The sequence below is a fragment of the Mesorhizobium sp. M0830 genome (assembly GCF_040319965.1).
Taxonomy (GTDB): domain Bacteria; phylum Pseudomonadota; class Alphaproteobacteria; order Rhizobiales; family Rhizobiaceae; genus Mesorhizobium.
In genome coordinates, this window is the sequence record NZ_JAMYOR010000071.1 from 12,705 (window position 1) to 30,899 (window position 18,195).

General features: G+C 62.9%; 22 protein-coding genes. 16 read left to right on the forward strand and 6 right to left on the reverse strand.

Features of this window, described 5'->3' with window-relative positions:
* Positions 1-39 precede the first annotated feature (39 nt).
* Together NKI20_RS28995 and thpR are read left to right on the forward strand one after the other, a co-directional pair.
* Entirely contained in the window at positions 40-684 is a 645-nt protein-coding gene (locus tag NKI20_RS28995) for an arylesterase (RefSeq protein ID WP_352606080.1), read from the forward strand.
* Positions 685-813: 129 nt separating this feature from the next.
* Positions 814-1,410 carry an RNA 2',3'-cyclic phosphodiesterase gene (gene thpR, locus NKI20_RS29000; protein ID WP_352606082.1) on the forward strand — a complete coding sequence of 199 codons (597 nt, stop codon included), beginning with the start codon at positions 814-816 and terminating at the stop codon, positions 1,408-1,410.
* Here the strand turns inward: thpR and NKI20_RS29005 are convergent.
* Complete coding sequence (locus NKI20_RS29005) at positions 1,314-1,832, reverse strand: low molecular weight protein-tyrosine-phosphatase (protein WP_084025376.1); 519 nt, start codon at positions 1,830-1,832, stop codon at positions 1,314-1,316. The two genes, thpR and NKI20_RS29005, sit on opposite strands and share 97 nt — an antisense overlap.
* A gap of 93 nt (positions 1,833-1,925) precedes the next feature.
* Here NKI20_RS29005 and NKI20_RS29010 point away from each other — a divergent pair, with 93 nt between their 5' ends.
* From NKI20_RS29010 to NKI20_RS29020, 3 genes are all read left to right on the forward strand, one after another.
* Positions 1,926-2,219 carry a 4a-hydroxytetrahydrobiopterin dehydratase gene (locus NKI20_RS29010; protein WP_023758936.1) on the forward strand — a complete coding sequence of 98 codons (294 nt, stop codon included), beginning with the start codon at positions 1,926-1,928 and terminating at the stop codon, positions 2,217-2,219.
* Between the two features lie 308 nt (positions 2,220-2,527).
* The gene (locus tag NKI20_RS29015; protein WP_023758937.1) at positions 2,528-2,890 is read left to right on the forward strand and encodes a YkvA family protein; all 363 of its coding nucleotides are present in this window, start codon (positions 2,528-2,530) and stop codon (positions 2,888-2,890) included.
* Between the two features lie 267 nt (positions 2,891-3,157).
* Positions 3,158-3,661, forward strand: coding sequence for an invasion associated locus B family protein (locus NKI20_RS29020; RefSeq protein WP_352836926.1), 504 nt, complete (start codon positions 3,158-3,160; stop codon positions 3,659-3,661).
* Positions 3,662-3,822: 161 nt separating this feature from the next.
* Here the strand turns inward: NKI20_RS29020 and NKI20_RS29025 are convergent, their stop codons facing one another.
* Complete coding sequence (locus NKI20_RS29025; RefSeq protein ID WP_023758939.1) at positions 3,823-4,122, reverse strand: hypothetical protein; 300 nt, start codon at positions 4,120-4,122, stop codon at positions 3,823-3,825.
* A 268-nt stretch (positions 4,123-4,390) separates the two neighbouring features.
* Between NKI20_RS29025 and rlmN the strand changes: the two genes are divergently transcribed.
* Genes rlmN through NKI20_RS29040 form a run of 3 tightly spaced genes read left to right on the forward strand, consistent with a single transcriptional unit; the run spans position 4,391 to position 6,551 of the window.
* Entirely contained in the window at positions 4,391-5,626 is a 1,236-nt protein-coding gene (gene rlmN / locus NKI20_RS29030; RefSeq protein WP_352836929.1) for a dual-specificity RNA methyltransferase RlmN, read from the forward strand.
* Positions 5,623-6,060 carry a hypothetical protein gene (locus tag NKI20_RS29035; RefSeq protein ID WP_352836932.1) on the forward strand — a complete coding sequence of 146 codons (438 nt, stop codon included), beginning with the start codon at positions 5,623-5,625 and terminating at the stop codon, positions 6,058-6,060. Before rlmN ends, NKI20_RS29035 begins: the two co-directional genes overlap by 4 nt.
* An 8-nt stretch (positions 6,061-6,068) precedes the next feature.
* Positions 6,069-6,551: a hypothetical protein gene (locus NKI20_RS29040; RefSeq protein ID WP_352836935.1), complete on the forward strand. Its 483-nt coding sequence runs from the start codon at positions 6,069-6,071 to the stop codon at positions 6,549-6,551.
* On the opposite strand, the gene NKI20_RS29045 is transcribed toward NKI20_RS29040, so the two are convergent.
* Positions 6,523-7,164, reverse strand: a complete 642-nt coding sequence (locus NKI20_RS29045; RefSeq protein ID WP_023758943.1) for a LysE family translocator — start codon at positions 7,162-7,164, stop codon at positions 6,523-6,525. The genes NKI20_RS29040 and NKI20_RS29045 overlap by 29 nt on opposite strands.
* 202 nt (positions 7,165-7,366) lie before the next feature.
* Between NKI20_RS29045 and NKI20_RS29050 the strand changes: the two genes are divergently transcribed.
* Entirely contained in the window at positions 7,367-8,590 is a 1,224-nt protein-coding gene (locus NKI20_RS29050) for an argininosuccinate synthase (RefSeq protein WP_352836943.1), read from the forward strand.
* A gap of 176 nt (positions 8,591-8,766) precedes the next feature.
* On the opposite strand, the gene NKI20_RS29055 is transcribed toward NKI20_RS29050, so the two are convergent.
* Positions 8,767-9,564, reverse strand: a complete 798-nt coding sequence (locus NKI20_RS29055) for a lytic murein transglycosylase (protein ID WP_023758945.1) — start codon at positions 9,562-9,564, stop codon at positions 8,767-8,769.
* 320 nt (positions 9,565-9,884) lie between these two features.
* On the opposite strand from NKI20_RS29055, the gene NKI20_RS29060 reads away from it, so the two are divergent.
* The 6 genes from NKI20_RS29060 (at position 9,885) to rpsP (ending at position 15,560) form a co-directional block, all read left to right on the forward strand.
* Positions 9,885-10,982, forward strand: coding sequence for a zinc-binding metallopeptidase family protein (locus tag NKI20_RS29060; protein ID WP_352836946.1), 1,098 nt, complete (start codon positions 9,885-9,887; stop codon positions 10,980-10,982).
* A 61-nt stretch (positions 10,983-11,043) separates the two neighbouring features.
* Positions 11,044-11,643, forward strand: a complete 600-nt coding sequence (locus NKI20_RS29065; RefSeq protein WP_352836949.1) for a DUF1236 domain-containing protein — start codon at positions 11,044-11,046, stop codon at positions 11,641-11,643.
* Between the two features lie 289 nt (positions 11,644-11,932).
* On the forward strand, positions 11,933-12,889 hold the full coding sequence (locus tag NKI20_RS29070) for a CPBP family intramembrane glutamic endopeptidase (RefSeq protein ID WP_352836952.1): 957 nt from the start codon (positions 11,933-11,935) through the stop codon (positions 12,887-12,889).
* 286 nt (positions 12,890-13,175) lie between these two features.
* Positions 13,176-14,756, forward strand: a complete 1,581-nt coding sequence (gene ffh, locus NKI20_RS29075) for a signal recognition particle protein (protein WP_352836955.1) — start codon at positions 13,176-13,178, stop codon at positions 14,754-14,756.
* A 7-nt stretch (positions 14,757-14,763) separates the two neighbouring features.
* Complete coding sequence (locus NKI20_RS29080; protein WP_352836958.1) at positions 14,764-15,105, forward strand: chorismate mutase; 342 nt, start codon at positions 14,764-14,766, stop codon at positions 15,103-15,105.
* A 53-nt stretch (positions 15,106-15,158) separates the two neighbouring features.
* Positions 15,159-15,560, forward strand: coding sequence for a 30S ribosomal protein S16 (gene rpsP / locus NKI20_RS29085; protein WP_352486144.1), 402 nt, complete (start codon positions 15,159-15,161; stop codon positions 15,558-15,560).
* 82 nt (positions 15,561-15,642) lie between these two features.
* Here the strand turns inward: rpsP and NKI20_RS29090 are convergent, their stop codons facing one another.
* Positions 15,643-15,906 (reverse strand): YMGG-like glycine zipper-containing protein, encoded by a 264-nt coding sequence (locus NKI20_RS29090; protein WP_352836962.1) that lies wholly within the window; start codon positions 15,904-15,906, stop codon positions 15,643-15,645.
* Between the two features lie 285 nt (positions 15,907-16,191).
* Here NKI20_RS29090 and NKI20_RS29095 point away from each other — a divergent pair, with 285 nt between their 5' ends.
* On the forward strand, positions 16,192-16,599 hold the full coding sequence (locus tag NKI20_RS29095; RefSeq protein WP_352836965.1) for an ACT domain-containing protein: 408 nt from the start codon (positions 16,192-16,194) through the stop codon (positions 16,597-16,599).
* A gap of 168 nt (positions 16,600-16,767) precedes the next feature.
* On the opposite strand, the gene NKI20_RS29100 is transcribed toward NKI20_RS29095, so the two are convergent.
* The gene (locus tag NKI20_RS29100; protein ID WP_352836968.1) at positions 16,768-17,802 is read right to left on the reverse strand and encodes an aspartate-semialdehyde dehydrogenase; all 1,035 of its coding nucleotides are present in this window, start codon (positions 17,800-17,802) and stop codon (positions 16,768-16,770) included.
* Positions 17,803-18,195: the final 393 nt, after the last annotated feature.

Below are 18,195 nucleotides of genomic sequence, written 5' to 3' on the forward strand. Positions count from 1 at the left end.
GTCGCCGGAAAAATTCCTTGCTCATATGGGGCCTACCGCATGTCTTTCAAACGCAGGATTGCCGCAGGCCTCGTCGTTTTCCTCGCCATTTGCGGCGCCATGTCGTCGGCGCGTGCCGAGCCGTTCAAGATCGTCGGCTTCGGTGACAGCTTGATGGCGGGCTTCGGCCTTGGGCCAGGCCAGGGCTTTACCGACAGGCTGCAGGCAGCGCTTGGCGCCAAAGGCCATGATGTGACCGTCGCCAATGCCGGCGTCTCCGGCGACACGACGAGCGGCGGCCTGGCGCGGCTCGACTGGTCGGTGCCGGATGGCACGCAATTGGTCATCCTCGAACTCGGCGCCAACGACATGCTGCGCGGCGTTTCGCCCGACATCACCAGGAAGAACCTGGACGAGATGCTGGGCAGGCTGAAAGAACGCAAGATCGCCGTGCTTCTGGCCGGCATGCGCGCCGCGCCCAATCTCGGCGCGGACTACCAGAACGCCTTCGATGCCATATTTCCGGGCCTAGCCGACAAATACGACGTTGCGTTCTACCCGTTCTTTCTCGACGGCGTTGCCGGCCAGCCCGGCATGCAGCTCGAGGACGGCCTGCATCCGAGCGCGCAAGGCGTCGACCAGATGGTAGAACGTATCCTGCCGGCGGTCGAGAAGGCCATCGCGGCGGTGCCGGGCAGCTCATAAGGTGGGACTGGAGCTCTTTCCGTTAGGGAAGCTTTTTAACAGGGACTGTGACCAACAAACCTCTTGCCCCGTTTGACTATCGATGATTCGCTAGAGGTGACAGTTCGATTCGAGGAAGGGAGGCTCTTCATGCCGCGTCTTTTCACCGCCCTCGAAATACCGCGTGACGCTGCCCTTTCGCTGTCCCTGCTGCGGGGCGGCCTGCCCGGCGCCCGCTGGATCGATGTCGAGAACTACCATCTGACACTGCGCTTCATCGGCGATGTACCTGGTCACGTCGCCGACGAGATCGCCAACGCGCTCGACCGCGTCCACCGCCCTTCCTTTTCGCTGGCCCTGTCCGGCGTTGGTGCCTTCGGCCAGAAAAAGCCGCATGCCGTTTGGGCCGGCGTTTCCACCTCGCCCGATCTTGCCGCCCTTCAGGGCGAAATCGACCGCATCTGCCAGCGGCTCGGCATCCCAGCCGACCCCCGCAAGTTCATGCCGCATGTCACACTTGCAAGGCTGCGCAATTCGACCCCGCTGGACGTCGCCCAATATCTGTCGGCGCGCGGCAATTTCTTGACGCTGCCGTTTCGTATCGGTCGCTTCGTATTGATGTCGTCGCGCGATTCGGTCGGGGGCGGCCCCTACATCGTCGAGGAAGCTTGGCCGCTGTCGGGCACAGATGCCCGCGCCTCCAGCCTTGTCGCCAGCGCTTCCGATGCCTCGCGGATCATGCGGTAGACCGAAGCGAAAGCTTCCGCCCCGTCATAATAGGGATCCGGCACATCACGTGCCTTGCCGTCTGCGAATTCAAGGAACAGTTGCACCCGGTCGCGCATGGCTGCTGGCGCCAACGCTTTCAGGTCGGCGACATTCGACCGGTCCATGCCGAGAATCAGGTCGAAGTGGGAGAAATCCTCCGGCGTAACCTTGCGCGCCCTCTGTCGGGAAATGTCGACACCGTGACGCGCCGCAATCGCGATCGAGCGTGGATCGGGCGCCGCGCCGGCTTCCCAGCTGCTGGTGGCGGCTGAATCGAGCAGGATATTCCTGCCCAACCCACGCTCCGCCAGCACGGCACGAAAGACGCCCTCCGCCAGTGGCGACCGGCAGATGTTGCCGAGGCAGACGAAAAGAATGGAATTTATGGGCTTTGCGCTCATCGATCCGACACTATGGTAGGGACTCCAGAGACGGTTTCGAAACTCGCCAGGGTTCCAGACAGTCTTTCAGCCGAAATAACACGGGAAGCTGACATGACGAGAGAAAAACTGGGCAAGGACGCAATCGCCGCCGCGTTGGTCGGGCTCGAAGGCTGGGCACCGGCTGCGGATGGTGCCTCCATCAAGCGCACGTTCACCTTCGCGAATTTCTCCGAGGCTTTCGCCTTCATGACCCGCGTTGCGCTCGCCGCCGAGAAGATGGACCATCATCCCGACTGGTCGAATGTCTACAAGACCGTCGACGTGACGCTCAACACCCACGATGCCGGCGGTGTGACCGCGCTCGATATCGATCTGGCCAAGAAGATGAACCGCTTTGCCGGTTAGGGAGGTCCAAACGTGCGCAACCCCAGCTTCGTCATCCACGGGCGAAGCAACGAGCGAAGCGACGCGGCGCAGACCCTAGAATGACGACGGGAGGGGCGTTTCCGCCAATCTCCAAAGAGGCGATTGCCAGCCTGACGAGCGCCTTTGTAGGCCGGCATCCCCCTGAACCGTTGGTCCGCGCGGCAAACGCCGATTCCGATTTTCGGGTCGAGGAATGGGCCGGTATCTTGCAGTAGGGGTCGCCTTTCACCACATTTCGCCTCGCCGACATGTGCCGGGTTGCGCATGAGTCCTGCTAGGAGACACTGATGGCGCGACAATCCGGTTTTGATTTCTTCGGCTTTGGCGGCAAGCTCGCCGACGAGAATGAAGTGCGCGAGAAATTCTGGCGGACAGCCAAGAAGGCCGCGCGGCAGATCCCGTTCATGGAGGAGGTGGTCGCCTCCTATTACTGCGCCATGGACAAGAACACGCCGCTGCGCGCCAAGGGCATTCTGCTGGCCGCGCTCGGCTATTTCGTACTGCCGGTGGATGTCATCCCCGACTTCATCCTCGGGCTTGGTTTCACCGATGACATCGCCGTGCTCACCGCCGCGATCACCGCTGTCAGCGCCCACATCACCCCTGCGCACCGGCAGGCTGCCAAGGACGCCATCGCCGACAAGGGCTGAACAGGCGCACGAAAGCGCCATTTAGGCCGGTTTCGGCGGCGGCATGAAAGTCAAACTCTTGCCGCTTTCGTGGCCTCCAAGTCGCCAAAGGGACGTCGCGCCACTCGCTCGCAAGGCGGCGGCGCGGGAATGGCGGCGGTTTCCTCGGGGTGGGATTCCTTTCTCAAAGGAAATTCACTGTTTGGTAACCCAGATTAAATCAAAATGAAGCGACAGGCAGGACGCCGAGCCGGCCTGCCGCCGCACCTTTGGAATACGGGAAAAACGATGCGCGGATTGATTGCTATAATTTCGAGCCTGGTCCTGGTCGCCGCGGCAGCGCCGGCACTGGCTCAGTCGGCGACCAAGATCGGCCAGCACAATGCCTGGGGCACCTACAGCTACCAGGCATCGGGCGGCAAGGTCTGCTATGTCCTGACCGTGCCGACCGACAAGCAGCCGCCGACGCTCGACCATGGCGACATGTTCTTCTTCGTCAGCCAGCGGCCCGGCCAGCAAGTGTCCTACGAGCCGCAATTCATCGCCGGCTACAATTTCCAGGAAGGCTCCAAGGCCACCGTCACCATCGACAAGAAGTCGTTCTCGATGTTCACGCGCGGCAAGTCGGCCTGGGTCGAGAACGCCGCCGAGGAGCCGGTGCTGATCGCCGCCATGAAGACCGGCACCGATATGAAGGTGACGGCGAAGTCCGGCCGCGGCAACCCGACCTCCTATGTCTTCTCGCTGAAGGGCATTTCGGCGGCGCTGACGTCGATCGCCAAGTGCAAATAGGCTGGCGCCCACCCCGATAGCCTATGGCGCAATAGCGAAGACCGGCTCCCCGAGGCCGGACATCAGCGCTTTAGATCAAAGGCCCGGCGGGGGATTTGGACCCCGCATCGGAATGACCCGCCGGCGTGTGCCGGCGGGTCTCGATCTTGACGGGTTCAGTCTTACATGGCCATTTTTTCACATTCGGCCTGAGCCTTTTTGGTCGACGTATCGATCATATACGCTTTGCCCTTGGCATCGGTCATCATCATCATGCAGTGCTTGATCGGCTTTGCCATCTTCATCATCTCGGCCGCCATCTTCGCATCCGGCTTCATGGTGCCCATGTGCCCATCCGGCATGATCGCCGTCACCTCTCCGCTCTTCATCATGGTCATTGTGCCCATCGCGTCTTCGGCAAATGCCTGCGAGGCGGAAAGGCCGACGAGGCCGGCAATGAGGGCTAGCTTGATAGAGTTCATTCTGCGTACTCCCATTTTGTAGAGGCAAAGTTGCCCCATTCAGATTTCGAAGGCGCAATGGGAATCGTTACGCAAACACGATCATGTGATCGTTTCCTTGCAGCGGGAGGACAGGGCAAGGTTGCCAGATAGCCGCAGCGGGCCTTCGACCTGCATCCATGGGTTTGGACTCCCACCGCATGACTCTGCCTCCAACCTGTGCTATGCGCCGCGCTTCATGCCGGCACGATAAGTGAAATCGGCCGCAAACGCTTATATCTGTGCAACCATGACCCTTTCATTCGATCTCACCACCGAAGGCGCCCGTGACGCGTTGCGTGCCCGTGCGGCACTGCCCGAAAAACAGTCGCTGATCGGCCTGACGCGCACTGAGCTCGGCGAGGCCCTTGTAGCTTCCGGAACTGTGCCGGAGCGCCAGGCGAAAATGCGCGCCCAGCAGCTCTGGCACTGGATGTATGTGCGCGGCGTCTCCGACTTCGCCGGCATGTTCAACATCTCCAAGGATTTGCGCGCCGAACTGGACAAGCACTTCACCGTCGCCAGGCCCGAAATCGTCGAGGAGCAGATCTCCGCCGATGGCACACGCAAATGGCTGTTCCGTTTTCCGCCGCGCGGCGCTGGGCGGCCGGTCGAGATCGAGACCGTCTATATTCCCGAGGAAGGCCGCGGCACGCTCTGCATCTCCTCGCAGGTCGGCTGCACGCTGACCTGCTCGTTCTGCCACACCGGCACGCAGAAGCTGGTGCGCAATCTGACATCAGAGGAAATCCTCGCCCAGTTGCTCACAGCCCGCGACCGGCTCGGCGATTTTCCGGACCGCGACACGCCCGACGGCGCCATCGTGCCGGCCGAGGGCCGCAAAGTCTCCAACGTCGTGATGATGGGCATGGGCGAGCCGCTCTACAATTTCGAGGCGGTGAAGAAGGCCCTGCTGATCGCCTCCGACGGCGATGGCCTGTCGCTGTCCAAGCGGCGCATCACGCTGTCGACTTCCGGCGTCGTGCCGGAAATTTTCCGCACCGGCGAGGAAATCGGCGTCATGCTGGCGATCTCGCTGCACGCCACCAATGACGATCTGCGCGACCTGCTGGTGCCGATCAACAAGAAGTATCCGCTGAAGGACCTGATCGCCGCCTGCCGCGCCTATCCCGGCCTGTCCAACGCCAAGCGCATCACTTTCGAATATGTGATGCTGAAGGACGTCAACGATTCCATCGAGGACGCCAAGGGCTTGATCAAGCTGCTCAAGGGCATTCCGGCCAAGATCAACCTGATCCCGTTCAACCCGTGGCCGGGCACCAACTACCAGTGCTCGGACTGGGAGACGATCGAGAAATTCGCCGACTACATCAACAATGCCGGCTACGCCTCGCCGATCCGCACGCCGCGCGGCCGCGACATCCTGGCCGCCTGCGGCCAGCTCAAATCGGACTCCGAGCGGATGCGCAAGGTCGACCGGCTGGCGCTGGAGGCCATGATGATCGCGGGGCACGGCGAGGCGTGAGCCGCCGCCTCGCCTGGCTGAAGCGCCTCGCCACGATGGCCGTCGGCTATTTCGCCGCTGTGCTGACCTCGATCCTGGTCCCCGTGCTGCTGATCGCTCTTCTGGAAGGCATCGAAGACGGCAACTGGTCCATCATCTTCGCCTTCGACTGGCTGGGTTCTTTCCCGCTCGCGGTGTTGACCGTGATGGTCGCCGCGCTGCTGATCGTCGGCCCCGCGCTCTTTGTCGCCGAACGGCTGTCGCTCCGGGGTTGGTTCTACTTCGCCGCCACGGGTGCGATCACGTCGATCGCCTTTGGCGTATCCATGCCGCGCTCGGCCGGCAGCTTTGTCTTCAATCCGGGTTTTCTCGGGTTTCTGGCCACGGCCGGCATTGCCGCCGGATCGGTCTACTGGCTTCTGGCCGGGCGCAAGTCCGGCATGCCCCGGGGCTAAGATCTGGAATGACCCGTCTCGTCGGCTATCTCCTCCGTTTCGCCGTGATCCTGTTCGGCTATGCCGTCGCCTCGCTGGCGGCGAGCGCGTTCCTCAACGTCCTGTTCCTGGCATCGTTGGGCTACACGCCGGAGCACGCTCAGCCGACGGCGACGGCTTCGCTGTATTTCTCAATTCCCTTCGTCGCCCTGTTCGTAGCCTATTTCGCCCTGATGCCGGCTTGCGTCGTCATCCTGGTCGCCGAAATCCTCGGCCGGCGCGACTGGCTGTTCTATGCGCTGGCGGGCGCCGTGGTTGCGGCCGTATTCCTCGGCCTTGTCGACCACAGCGGCGACACCACCTTCGCCGTTACCCACACCGGCGCCATCATGGCGGTGATTGGCGGCGGCATGGTCGGCGGCATCTTCTATTGGCTCAGCGCGGGGCGCTGGGCCGGAAGCTGGTGGAAGGACGAGAACGCCCCTACTTCGCCTGGGCCGTCAGGATCTTGAGCGCAAAGGCGGAGAACACGCCGGCGAAGAGATAATCGACCACCCGCGTCACACGCGGGCTGGCCTTCATCGCCGCCGAGAACTTTTCCGCCGCCAGCACCATCGGTACGGTCACCGGGATCGCCAGCACGATGAACATCGTGCCCAGGAAAAACAGCTTTCCCGGCGCGTTCGGGTCATGCGCGGAGACGAATTGCGGCAGGAAGGTCATGAAGAACAGGATGATCTTCGGGTTGAGCAGATTGACGCCAAGACCCGCCGCCCAGCTGCGCAACAGCGAAATCTCGGGGCCTGTCTTCTTCTCCGGCGAAAAGGCCGAGCCCCTGGTGACCGCCTGCCAGGCCAGGAAGACGAGATAGCCGGCGCCAAAGATCTTCAGCACGAAGAAGGCCATCGGCGAGGCGACGATCAGCGCCGAGACGCCGACCACAACCAGCGTGGTGTGGATCAGCGTGCCGCACAGCGCACCGGCCATCGAGGCGAAGCCGGTGGCGCGGCCCTGGCTCAGCGTACGCGAGACAAACAAGGTCATGTCCGGCCCCGGCGTGATCGCCAGGATCACGGTGGCGATGGCGAACTGGATCAGCGTGGCGGTGTCTGGAATGAACGACATGAGCGGCCCTCTGGGAAGAACACGCAAGCTATAGAGGATACAGTCCTTCACAGCCAGCGACTGGGCGGCCGAGGGCTGATCCAGCGCTTCTCAATCGGCTGTCCTGTTGCGATCTTGTTTCGCCGCACGCCCTTCATCTCTTGCGCAGCCCGGAAACGGCGTGATACCTCGCCCGCCAGGAACTCAGCCGCGGAACCGTCCAATGTCAAAAGCCAAAGACGTCAAGAAAGTCGTGCTCGCCTATTCCGGCGGCCTCGACACATCCATCATCCTGAAATGGCTGCAGACCGAACTCGGCGCCGAGGTCGTGACCTTCACCGCCGATCTCGGCCAGGGCGGCGAACTCGAGCCGGCCCGCCGCAAGGCCGAGATGATGGGCATCAAGGACATCCGCGTCGTCGACGTGCGCGAGGAGTTCGTCTCGGACTTCGTCTTTCCGATGTTCCGCGCCAACACCGTCTATGAAGGCACCTATCTGCTTGGCACCTCGATCGCGCGGCCGCTGATCTCCAAGCATCTGGTCGAGATCGCCAGGGAGACGGGCGCCGACGCGATTGCGCACGGCGCCACCGGCAAGGGCAACGACCAGGTTCGCTTCGAACTCTCGGCCTATGCGCTCAACCCCGACATCAAGGTCATCGCGCCATGGCGCGACTGGTCGTTCAAGTCGCGTACCGACCTGATCAATTTCGCCGAGCAGCACCAGATCCCGGTGCCTAAGGACAAGAAGGGCGACGCCCCGTTCTCGGTCGACGCCAACCTCCTGCACTCCTCTTCCGAGGGCAAGGTGCTGGAAGACCCATGGACCGAGCCGCCTGAATTCGTCCACCAGCGCACCGTTTCGCCGATGGATGCGCCGGACAAGGTCACCGAGATCGAGATCGAGTTCCTCAAGGGCGATCCGATCGCACTCAACGGCAAGAAGCTGTCGCCGGCAACCATGCTGGCAGCCCTCAACGATCTCGGCCGCGACAACGGTATCGGCCGGCTCGACCTCGTCGAAAACCGCTTCGTCGGCATGAAGTCGCGCGGTGTCTACGAGACGCCCGGCGGCACCATCCTGATATCAGCGCACCGTGCTATCGAATCGATCACGCTCGACCGCGGTGCCGCCCACCTCAAGGACGAGTTCATGCCGCGCTACGCCGAGCTGATCTACAACGGCTTCTGGTTCGCACCCGAGCGGCTGATGCTGCAGGCGATGATCGACAAGAGCCAGGAAGACGTCGAAGGCACGGTCCGGCTGAAGCTCTACAAGGGCAACGTCATGGTCACCGGCCGCAAGTCCAGGAAGACGCTCTATTCCGATGCGCTGGTCACCTTCGAGGACGACCGTGGCGCCTACGACCAGAAGGACGCCGCCGGCTTCATCCGCCTCAATGCGCTGAGGCTGCGGACTTTGGCCGCGCGCAGTCGCAAGGGGTGATCTTCAAGCTGCCGCCTCGAGCAAGCCCGGCGTCCCTGCCGGGCCCGATTGTCGGCAAGGCGCTGCCCCTCATCGCCTTGCCGCGCGCTTCTCCTGTATAGCGACGGGTTCAAACTGAAGTGATTGCCTCAGTTGGCCCGGCGGGTGGCCGGGCCTCTTGTCGAAGATGCCAGCTCTCAGTCGCCGTCGATCGCCGTGGCGATGCGGGCGATGGCCTGCTGATAGACGCTCGCGGAATTCCAGCCGGCGATCGCGCCGATATTCGACTGCGCACTGGCACCGGCCCGCCAGCCATGACCCTTGAGGAAGTTGGCAGTAGACGCCAACGCGGTGGCCTTGTCGCGCAGGTTTCCGCCGCCGACACCGTACTTCAAGACATTTCCAGGCAGGAACTGCGTGTGGCCAATCTCGCCATGGGCAGCGCCGACCGACGAGGCTGTCAACGCCCCACGATCAACCAGCTTCAGGGCTGCAATGGCATGCGGGTAAAAGAATTCCGGGCGGCGGCAATCATAGGCAAGCGTCAAAATTGCCGAGACCGTATTCTGGTTACCCATGGCGGAGCCGAAGCCGGTCTCCATGCCCCAAATGGCGAGCAACACACCCGGCGACACGCCGTAGTTCGCCTCGATCTTGTCGAACAGTGCCGCGTTCGCCTTCTTCAGTGCGCGGCCCTTGGAAATGATCGCGGACCCGCCACGGCGTTTCATGAAATCGTCCACCGAGCCGCTGAAGGCCTTGTGGATGCCCCGGTCGACTGAGATCGTCTTTGTTGCGTAGGTCGCGCCGGCCAGAGCGGCCAGACCCCTGGCGCCCACACCTTCGGACTTGGCCTGCGCAGCGAACTCGGGCTTCCAAGCCTCGAAGCCGGCGCCGGTCTTGCCGCAGCTGGCTCCCGCCTGCGCGCCCGTCGCCAGCGCAAGCACCGACACCACGGCTGCTGCAAACATCTTTCCCTTGGCAAGAAATGCCATGTTGTTCTCCTGGTTGCCTGAATCACGTCCCAATTGCGAACTTGCCAGCGAAACACGCCCTTGTCACTGTCGCCGCTGCATTGCTGGCGAATGCCGTGGAATTTGCCTACGATCAAGTGATTATTGTGGCAAGCGGCCCCAAAAGAAGGCGTCGATATCGTGATCATCGGCGCCGGCTCGGTGGGTATTAACACAGCCAGGGCCCTGCTGGCGGCGGGCATCTGGCGGCGAATAGCCTCGATATATGGGAACGCCGGTGGGCGGTTCGCGTTGGGCACCTGCCGCCCTGAATATGCTGGCTCTGAAGGTTAGAGACCGACATGAAACTCTTCGACTGTCCGCATTGCGGCCATCGCCTGTATTTCGAGAACGCCCAGTGCCTGAACTGCGGCAGTCTCGTGCTCTACGATCCAGAGCACGCCCGTTTTGCGCTGTCGGATCTCGACGGCGTCTTCCAGTGCACCAATGCCGACGAATGCGCCTGCAACTGGATGGCCGAGCCCGGACAGGGGTTTTGCCGCGCCTGCGTACTGAACCAATTGATCCCTGACCTTTCCGTCGACGGCAACCGCCGGCGCTGGATACGCGTCGAGGCGGCGAAGAAGCGTGCCATTTATTCGCTGCTGGCCGTCGGACTGCCGGTTGCGCCCAAGCTGAGCCCTGCCGACGAGGTCGGGCTGGCCTTCGACTTTCTCGCCGATCCGATCGGCGGCGGGCCCGGCGGCGAGCGCATCTTGACCGGCCACGACAATGGCCTGATCACGCTCAACGTCGCCGAGGCGGATTCAGCCGAGCGCGAGAAGCGGCGCGTCGAGATGGGCGAGAACTATCGCACCTTGCTCGGCCATTTCCGCCACGAACTCGGCCATTACTACTGGGACCGCCTGATCCGCGACGATCCGCGGAGGCTGGAAGCGTTCCGTGCGCTGTTTGGCGATGAGCGCCCCGACTACGAACAGGCGTTGAAGTCGTATTATGCCAATGGTGCCGCGCCCGACTGGCAGCAAGCCCATATCTCGGCCTATGCCACCTCGCACCCATGGGAAGATTGGGCCGAGACCTGGGCCCACCATCTGCATATCACCGACACGTTGGAGATGGTCCACGCGCTGAACTTTCCGCTCGGCCGGCTGGAGATGGTGGAAGCCAACGACTTGCCGCGGGGCGATACCGGCGGCGGACTGCAGGCAGCACCTTCGGAGCCGGCGACCGCGCCCGAGCCTTTCGAAAAGATCCTTGCCCGCTGGCTGGTGCTGTCTGAAGCCTCCAATTCGATCAACCGCTGCATGGGCCTGCCCGATCTCTACCCCTTCGTCATTTCGGACATGACGGCACGGAAACTGGTCTTCGTTCACGAACTTCTGACCGGTTTGCCGAAAGAAAAGGGAACAAATCGTGAGTTGGCGCAGGCCTTTTAGCGGGAACGCATGCGCCGCTGATCCGTTTTCGCAGGCGAGGACCATGAAACGGAGAAAAGCCATGAAATCCCTACTGTTTCCGGCGGTCACCGGAATGCTGACCGTGATGTCGGGCACCGCGCTTGCCGACACCGCCGTCTCCGCGGTTACCGATCTCAACGTCCGCGCCGGGCCCGGCCCGCAATATCCTGTCATTGGCGTGCTTGCCGCCGGCCAGTCGGCGACGCTCAATGGCTGCATCGAAAACAGCAAATGGTGCACCATCGCCGAGGCGGGCGGCCAGGGCTGGGTCTATTCCGACTATGTGACGACTAGTTCCGGCGGCAGCCGGGTGGTGCTGACGCAACGCCGTTCCAGCGTTGCTGTGGTCTCGCCCCCGGACGACATTGGCGACTATTCGACCGACTACACCGGCGCGATCATCACCAGCGATCCGGTCGTGGATGAATTTCCCCCGCCTCCCGCTGAGGTCCGGACCTATGTCGACACGCATCGCCTCGATCCAGTCTATCTTGACGGCGAGGTGGTGACCGGCGCGATCTTGCCGGACACCGTCGAGCTGCGCGAAATCCCGAACTACGACTATCGCTATGTCTACGTGAACGGCCAGCGGGCGCTGATCGACCCGCAGACGCGGCGCATCATGTACGTGGTACGCTGACAGAGAATTGCATAAGGCGGCCGCAATCTCAGCGACCGCCTGACTGCCAGGCAGAGCCGTGCTGCCACGCGGGCCATCGATGGACGTGTTGCGATCTCCGAGACGCGAATGCTCCCTTGCGAAATCGATTCCGATTTTCTCGGCCCCCGGCTAGAGCAATTCAAGGAAAAGCGTGACGCGGTTTTCCGTCCGGAATTGCGTCAAAACATAGAGTTAGAGCGGTTCGCCGTTTTCGTGAAACGGTGAAATGCTCTAGATCAACAGGCAATGAATTCGGCAAGGAACCAGCGTGACGATCGATTCGGCCGCCTTCGAACGCTATCGGCGCTCACCCAACACCAGGACGACCTTGCCGCGCCTGTTCCTGGGAACCGCGATAATCATCCTGTTCTGGGCCGCAACGACGATGGCCGTGCTGTTCGGCGGCATCTATGCGTTCTTTGCCTGGCAGGCCGGTGCGGCGACGCCATCCGGCGTGCATGGGTTTCTCTCCTCGCCCCTCGGCATCCTCACCGCGCTTGCGTCGTTTGCCGGCATCTGGATCGGCCTGTGGATCGCCATGCGCTGGGTCCACCGCGAGAAGCTCTCGGCGCTGCTCGGCGTCAGCCGCCGCGTGTCGCGATCGGACTTCCTCAAGGGGTTGATTGCGGTGCTGATCACCTCTCTTGTCTCCGAGATCCTGCTCTATCTCTTGCAGCCCGAGATCGCGCGCGGTCCGATCAGCCTGTCATCCTGGCTGCTGTTTGCAATGCCGATCGTCGCGCTCACCGGGCTGCAGACATCTTCGGAAGAGATGCTGTTCCGCGGCTATCTGCTGCGGGGCCTGGCCAACCGGTTCAGCAGCCCGTACATCTGGGCGCTGCTGCCGGCCCTGCTGTTCACCGCGCTGCATTGGAGCCCCAGCTCATCCGCCGCCATCAACGCCTGCGTGCTCGCCTCGATCGCCGCTTTCGCGCTGCTGCTGACGGTTGTCGTCTATGCCACCGGCAATCTCGGCGCCGCCCTCGGTGCTCATCTCGGCAACAATCTGACCGGCTTCCTGCTGATCTCGCATCAGGAGAGCTACAATTCCTTCGCCCTGTTCAACGCCAGGCCGCTCGAAGGGCCAGGCTGGACGACAGCTGATGCAGTGCTTATCGCCTTCATCGGGATCGCCTGCAGCCTGCTGACGATCGTGCTGCTTTTACATCCGCGTTCGCCGCTCAAGGTGGCCGCCGAGCTTCCGGATAGCGCAAGCTCGGCCTGATTGCAGCCCCGAGGGACAACGCGAAACTCCGCTTGTCTTGACTCTGGCGCCGATTTCCTGTCTACAGCCCCGAATTCCGCGACGAGTATCCCTCCGAGCAAGCCGACCAGGACGCCGAAACCTCTTCGAGGTGAAGTGCTGTAAATCGATCTTGGAGGCCAACACCCGGCAGCGCTGAGCGCCCCCGGGTGCGTTTTGGTTTTGGCTTTTGCTCGCCACGAGACTTGGACACTTGGCGCGAACGCATTACCTCTCGGGCACCGCTTGCCTGGGAAAAGGAAAAAGAATGTTTGAATCGCTTCAGGAGCGTCTTGGCTCCATCCTGAACGGCCTCACCGGCCGCGGTGCCCTGTCCGAGGCGGATGTCTCGGCGGCACTGCGCGAGGTGCGCCGTGCGCTGCTCGAGGCAGACGTGGCGCTGGAAGTGGTGCGCTCGTTCACCGACAAGGTGCGCGAGAAGGCCGTCGGCGCCGCCGTGGTCAAGTCGATCAAGCCCGGCCAGATGGTCGTCAAGATCGTCCATGACGAGCTGGTCGACATGCTCGGCGCCGAGGGCGTCGCCGTCGATCTCAATGCACCGGCACCGGTCGTCATCATGATGGTCGGCCTGCAGGGTTCCGGCAAGACGACCACTTCGGCCAAGATCGCCAAGCGCCTTTCCGAGCGTCAGAACAAGAAGGTCCTGATGGCCTCGCTCGACACCCGGCGGCCTGCCGCGCAGGAGCAGCTTCGTCAGCTCGGCGAACAGGTCAAGGTCGCCACGCTGCCGATCATCGACGGCCAGTCGCCGGTCGACATCGCGCGCCGTGCCGTGCAGGCGGCCAAGCTCGGCGGCCACGACGTCGTCATCCTCGACACTGCCGGTCGCACTCATATCGACGAGCCGCTGATGGTCGAGATGGCCGACATCAAGAAGGTGTCGAGCCCGCACGAGATCCTACTGGTCGCCGACTCGCTGACCGGCCAGGACGCCGTCAATCTGGCCAAGAGCTTCGACGAACGTGTCGGCATAACCGGCCTGGTGCTAACCCGCATGGATGGCGACGGTCGCGGCGGCGCGGCACTTTCGATGCGTGCCGTCACCGGCAAGCCGATCAAGCTGATCGGCACCGGCGAAAAGATGGACGGGCTGGAGGAATTCCACCCCAAGCGCATAGCCGACCGCATTCTCGGCATGGGCGACATTGTCTCGCTCGTCGAGAAGGCCGCCGAAAACATCGACGCCGAACAGGCTGCGGCGATGGCCAAGAAGATGCAGTCGGGCAAGTTCGACCTGAACGACCTCGCCAGCCAGCTTCAGCAGATGTCGAAGATGGGTGGCATGGGCGGCATCATGGGCATGATGCCCGGCATGGGCAAGATGAAGGACCAGATGGCTGCCGCCGGTCTCGACGACAAGATGTTCGGCCGCCAGCTCGCCATCATCTCGTCGATGACCAAGGCCGAGCGCGCCAACCCCGATTTGCTCAAGCATTCGCGCAAGAAGCGCATCGCCGCCGGTTCCGGCACCGACGCGGCCGAAATCAACAAGCTGCTCAAGATGCACCGCGGCATGGCCGACATGATGAAGGCGATGGGCGGCAAGGGCAAAGGCGGCGGCCTGATGCGCGGCATGATGGGTGGCCTCGCCTCCAAAATGGGCCTCGGCGGCATGATGCCGGGCGGCATGGGCGGCGGCATGCCGGACCTGTCGAAGATGGATCCCAAGCAGCTCGAGGCCTTGCAGAAGCAAGCGCAGGCATCCGGCCTTGGCGGCATGAAAGGGCTTCCCGGTGGTGGTGGTCTGCCCGGGCTGCCCGGCGGCATGAAACTTCCCGGTCTGCCCGGAATGGGCGGCGGGTTGCCTGGCCTCGGCAAGAAGAAGTGAGGACGTCATGAACGAAGAAAAGGACATGGCCGACGCGCGCACCATCCTGGCCCACTATCGCGCCTCGATCGACAACATCGACGCGGCACTCATCCACATGCTGGCCGAGCGCTTCCGCTGTACCAAGGCGGTCGGCGTACTCAAAGCGACGCATGGCCTGCCGCCGGCCGACCCTGCGCGCGAGCAGCAGCAGATCGCCCGGCTTCGCCAGTTGGCGAAGGATGCCCATCTCGACCCGGATTTCGCGGAAAAATTCCTCAACTTCGTCGTCCGCGAAGTGATCCGCCACCATGAACAGATCGCCGCTTCGAACGGTGGCGAAACAAAGACCTCGCTGCCAACGGCGTGACGAAAACCAACTGAAACCCGATCAACGAACTGAGAATTTTTAGGAGAATAGAAATGCCCTTGAAGATCCGACTGGCCCGCGCTGGCTCAAAGAAGCGTCCTTACTATCACGTCGTCATCGCCGACGCCCGTTCGCCGCGTGACGGCCGGTTCATCGAGTCGATCGGCTCGTGGAACCCGCTGCTGCCCAAGGACGGCGAACGCGTCAAGGTCGACGCCGAACGCGTCAAGCATTGGCTGGCGCATGGCGCCCAGCCGACCGATCGCGTGCTGCGCTTCCTCGACGAGGCCGGACTCGTCAAGCGCGAAGCCCGCGCCAATCCGAAGAAGGCCGAGCCGGGCAAGAAGGCGCAGGAACGCGCTGCCCTTCTGAAGAAGGCGCAGGAAGACGCGGCAGCCGCTGCCGCGGCCGCCACTGCTGCACCGGCCGAGGCCGAAGCCGCTACCGCCGAATAGCCATTACTATCGCATCCAGGAAAACGGCGGGCCCTAGGCCCGCCGTTTTGCTATGTCGACATCACCTTGCGAACGCGGCCTATCAATATCCGCGTGGGCAGCGGTCGACGTAGACGCGGCCATAACGATCACGGTAGCGGCATTCGCCAGGTTCGCTCGCCCGGCCGATCAACGCACCGGCAACAGCGCCGACAGCGCCGCCGACCACCGCGCCCTGAACCGGATTGTTGGCGACCGCCGCACCGACGGCAGCACCACCCAATCCGCCGACAGCCGCGCCCTTTTCCGTTTGCGAACAAGCGGCGAGCGGCACCAGCAAGGCCATCAAAAGCATCGTTTTCTTCATTGTCGTTCCTCTCCAGGTAGGAGCCGCCTCCTCCGCCGAGCAAATACCTAACTCGCAACTGGCCGATTTGATCCAAAGGAGATTGCCGGCGAAGGGCTAGCTTTCCAGCAGGCAGCGGAGCTTCGATTGCGGCCGGCCTTCCAATGTAAACGCCATGCGGGATATCGCTTATCGGCTGAGCCGGATCAGCGCGCGCACCCCGCGCAGCGTGTCGGAGTGGCTATCGTCACCCTTCGCGGGTGGATATTGAGGGACGTCGCGGCCCGTATCCATCGAGAGGAAAGAATGACCGGCGAAACCGATCTGAAGACACTGCTGGGATCGATGACGCCGGAACTGCTCGCCGGCACCTATGTCTTCGCCACGCTCGCGCCCGGCGTCGCGCAGCCGCGAGGCCTCGACCCGGTGATGGTGTTCCGCGAGCGCGAGGGCGCGACGCTTATCGTGGCCGAGGAGGCGGCCAACGCAGCCGGCTTGACCGCTTCCTTCAGCTGCCGGATGGTGACGCTGAACATTTATTCGTCGCTGGAAGCCGTCGGCTTCCTCGCCGCCATCACCACGCGCCTGGCCGCCGCCGGCATAGGCGTCAATCCTGTCTCAGCCTTCTATCACGACCATCTGTTCGTCCCCGCCGACCGGGCGGAGGAAGCGCTGGAGCTGTTGATCGGGCTGGCGGCGGAAAATCAAATCTGAGGCCGGTGCTGCCCTCATCCCCCTGCCGGGACCTTCTCCCCGTGAACGGGGAGAAGAGGGCTAACGGCCAAAGGCCGAGCCCGCCGGCGGACCGCCGGTCGTCCGGCGCCCCCGCGGAGGGCCCGCCGCGGCAGCGGCGATACGGCCCGTGAGCGAAACTGATGGCCGTCAGGCCGCCTTCTTCTTCGGCTGGATCAGGCCGCGCTCGACCAGCAGTTCGGCAATCTGCACCGCGTTGAGGGCCGCGCCCTTGCGTAAATTGTCGGAGACGATCCACATCGACAGGCCGTTGTCGATGGTCGAATCCTCGCGGATGCGCGAGATGAAGGTGGCGTCCTCGCCGGCCGATTCCAGCGGCGTGATGTAGCCTCCGTCCTCGCGCTTGTCCAAGACCTGGCAGCCCGGGGCGTCCCGAAGAATATCCCGCGCCTCGTCGGCGGTGATCGGCTTTTCGAACTCGATGTTGACCGCTTCCGAATGGCCGATGAACACCGGAACGCGCACGCAGGTCGCCGTCAGCTTGATCTTGGGGTCGAGCATCTTCTTGGTCTCGGCCACCATCTTCCACTCTTCCTTGGTGAAACCATCGTCGAGGAAGACGTCGATATGCGGGATGACGTTGAAGGCGATGCGCTTGGTGAACTTCTTGACGTCGACGGTATCGGCGACGAACACGGCGCGCGTCTGCGTGAACAGCTCGTCCATGCCTTCCTTGCCGGCGCCCGACACCGACTGGTAGGTGGCGACGACGACGCGCTTGATGGTGGCGAAGTCGTGCAGCGGCTTCAGCGCCACGACGAGCTGCGCCGTCGAGCAGTTCGGGTTGGCGATGATGTTCTTGCGCGTGAACAGCGAGATCGCATCCGGGTTAACTTCCGGCACGATCAGCGGCACGTCCTGGTCGTAGCGGAAGGCCGATGAATTATCGATGACGACGCAGCCCTGCTTGCCGATCTTCGGCGACCATTCCTTGGAGACGTTGCCGCCGGCCGACATGATGCAGATGTCGGTGTCTGAAAAATCATACTGGTCAAGCGACTTGACCTTCAGCGTGCGGTCGCCGAACGACACCTCGGTGCCCTGGCTGCGCCGCGAGGCCAGCGCTACGACTTCGCTTACCGGAAAGCCGCGCTCTTCCAGGATGTTGAGCATTTCCCGGCCCACATTGCCCGTGGCGCCGACGATCGCTACCTTGAAACTCATTAGAAATCTCCTGTCCCTCTCCGCTTTGTTTTTGGAGAAACCCGCTGGCCGGTGCGGGTTCCGCCCCCGGGCCGGACCCGGGAGAGGGTGGTTAGGCCAAGGGAATCACACCGTTTTGGTGGTGGTTTTGGCCATAGTTTTGCTGGAACGGGGAGACGCGCCGACGCGCCCGGCCCAATGATGTTCATTGCGGCCAGGGAGGTCGAATGCAAGAAACGCCATCAAAAGGCCGCGCATCGAAACTGTCCTGTTCGGTGCCGGCTTTTACGCGGTTTGCGTCAAGAGTCAATTGCCGAGCGACACCCGGTCAGGGCAATCGCTTCGGGTTAACGTGTGGTGCGTTTGGGGTGCGAATATGATTCATGGGAGGCTTCGTGATTTGCGGAGCCCTCT

Excerpts from the sequence above, each read along its gene's own strand:
- NKI20_RS28995 (WP_352606080.1), top strand. The coding sequence starts at position 40 with ATGTCTTTCAAACGCAGGATTGCCGCAGGCCTCGTCGTTTTCCTCGCC.
- thpR (WP_352606082.1), top strand. The coding sequence starts at position 814 with ATGCCGCGTCTTTTCACCGCCCTCGAAATACCGCGTGACGCTGCCCTT.
- NKI20_RS29005 (WP_084025376.1), bottom strand. The coding sequence starts at position 1,832 with ATGAGCGCAAAGCCCATAAATTCCATTCTTTTCGTCTGCCTCGGCAAC.
- NKI20_RS29010 (WP_023758936.1), top strand. The coding sequence starts at position 1,926 with ATGACGAGAGAAAAACTGGGCAAGGACGCAATCGCCGCCGCGTTGGTC.
- NKI20_RS29015 (WP_023758937.1), top strand. The coding sequence starts at position 2,528 with ATGGCGCGACAATCCGGTTTTGATTTCTTCGGCTTTGGCGGCAAGCTC.
- NKI20_RS29020 (WP_352836926.1), top strand. The coding sequence starts at position 3,158 with ATGCGCGGATTGATTGCTATAATTTCGAGCCTGGTCCTGGTCGCCGCG.
- NKI20_RS29025 (WP_023758939.1), bottom strand. The coding sequence starts at position 4,122 with ATGAACTCTATCAAGCTAGCCCTCATTGCCGGCCTCGTCGGCCTTTCC.
- rlmN (WP_352836929.1), top strand. The coding sequence starts at position 4,391 with ATGACCCTTTCATTCGATCTCACCACCGAAGGCGCCCGTGACGCGTTG.
- NKI20_RS29040 (WP_352836935.1), top strand. The coding sequence starts at position 6,069 with ATGACCCGTCTCGTCGGCTATCTCCTCCGTTTCGCCGTGATCCTGTTC.
- NKI20_RS29045 (WP_023758943.1), bottom strand. The coding sequence starts at position 7,164 with ATGTCGTTCATTCCAGACACCGCCACGCTGATCCAGTTCGCCATCGCC.
- NKI20_RS29050 (WP_352836943.1), top strand. The coding sequence starts at position 7,367 with ATGTCAAAAGCCAAAGACGTCAAGAAAGTCGTGCTCGCCTATTCCGGC.
- NKI20_RS29055 (WP_023758945.1), bottom strand. The coding sequence starts at position 9,564 with ATGGCATTTCTTGCCAAGGGAAAGATGTTTGCAGCAGCCGTGGTGTCG.
- NKI20_RS29060 (WP_352836946.1), top strand. The coding sequence starts at position 9,885 with ATGAAACTCTTCGACTGTCCGCATTGCGGCCATCGCCTGTATTTCGAG.
- NKI20_RS29065 (WP_352836949.1), top strand. The coding sequence starts at position 11,044 with ATGAAATCCCTACTGTTTCCGGCGGTCACCGGAATGCTGACCGTGATG.
- ffh (WP_352836955.1), top strand. The coding sequence starts at position 13,176 with ATGTTTGAATCGCTTCAGGAGCGTCTTGGCTCCATCCTGAACGGCCTC.
- NKI20_RS29080 (WP_352836958.1), top strand. The coding sequence starts at position 14,764 with ATGAACGAAGAAAAGGACATGGCCGACGCGCGCACCATCCTGGCCCAC.
- rpsP (WP_352486144.1), top strand. The coding sequence starts at position 15,159 with ATGCCCTTGAAGATCCGACTGGCCCGCGCTGGCTCAAAGAAGCGTCCT.
- NKI20_RS29090 (WP_352836962.1), bottom strand. The coding sequence starts at position 15,906 with ATGAAGAAAACGATGCTTTTGATGGCCTTGCTGGTGCCGCTCGCCGCT.
- NKI20_RS29095 (WP_352836965.1), top strand. The coding sequence starts at position 16,192 with ATGACCGGCGAAACCGATCTGAAGACACTGCTGGGATCGATGACGCCG.
- NKI20_RS29100 (WP_352836968.1), bottom strand. The coding sequence starts at position 17,802 with ATGAGTTTCAAGGTAGCGATCGTCGGCGCCACGGGCAATGTGGGCCGG.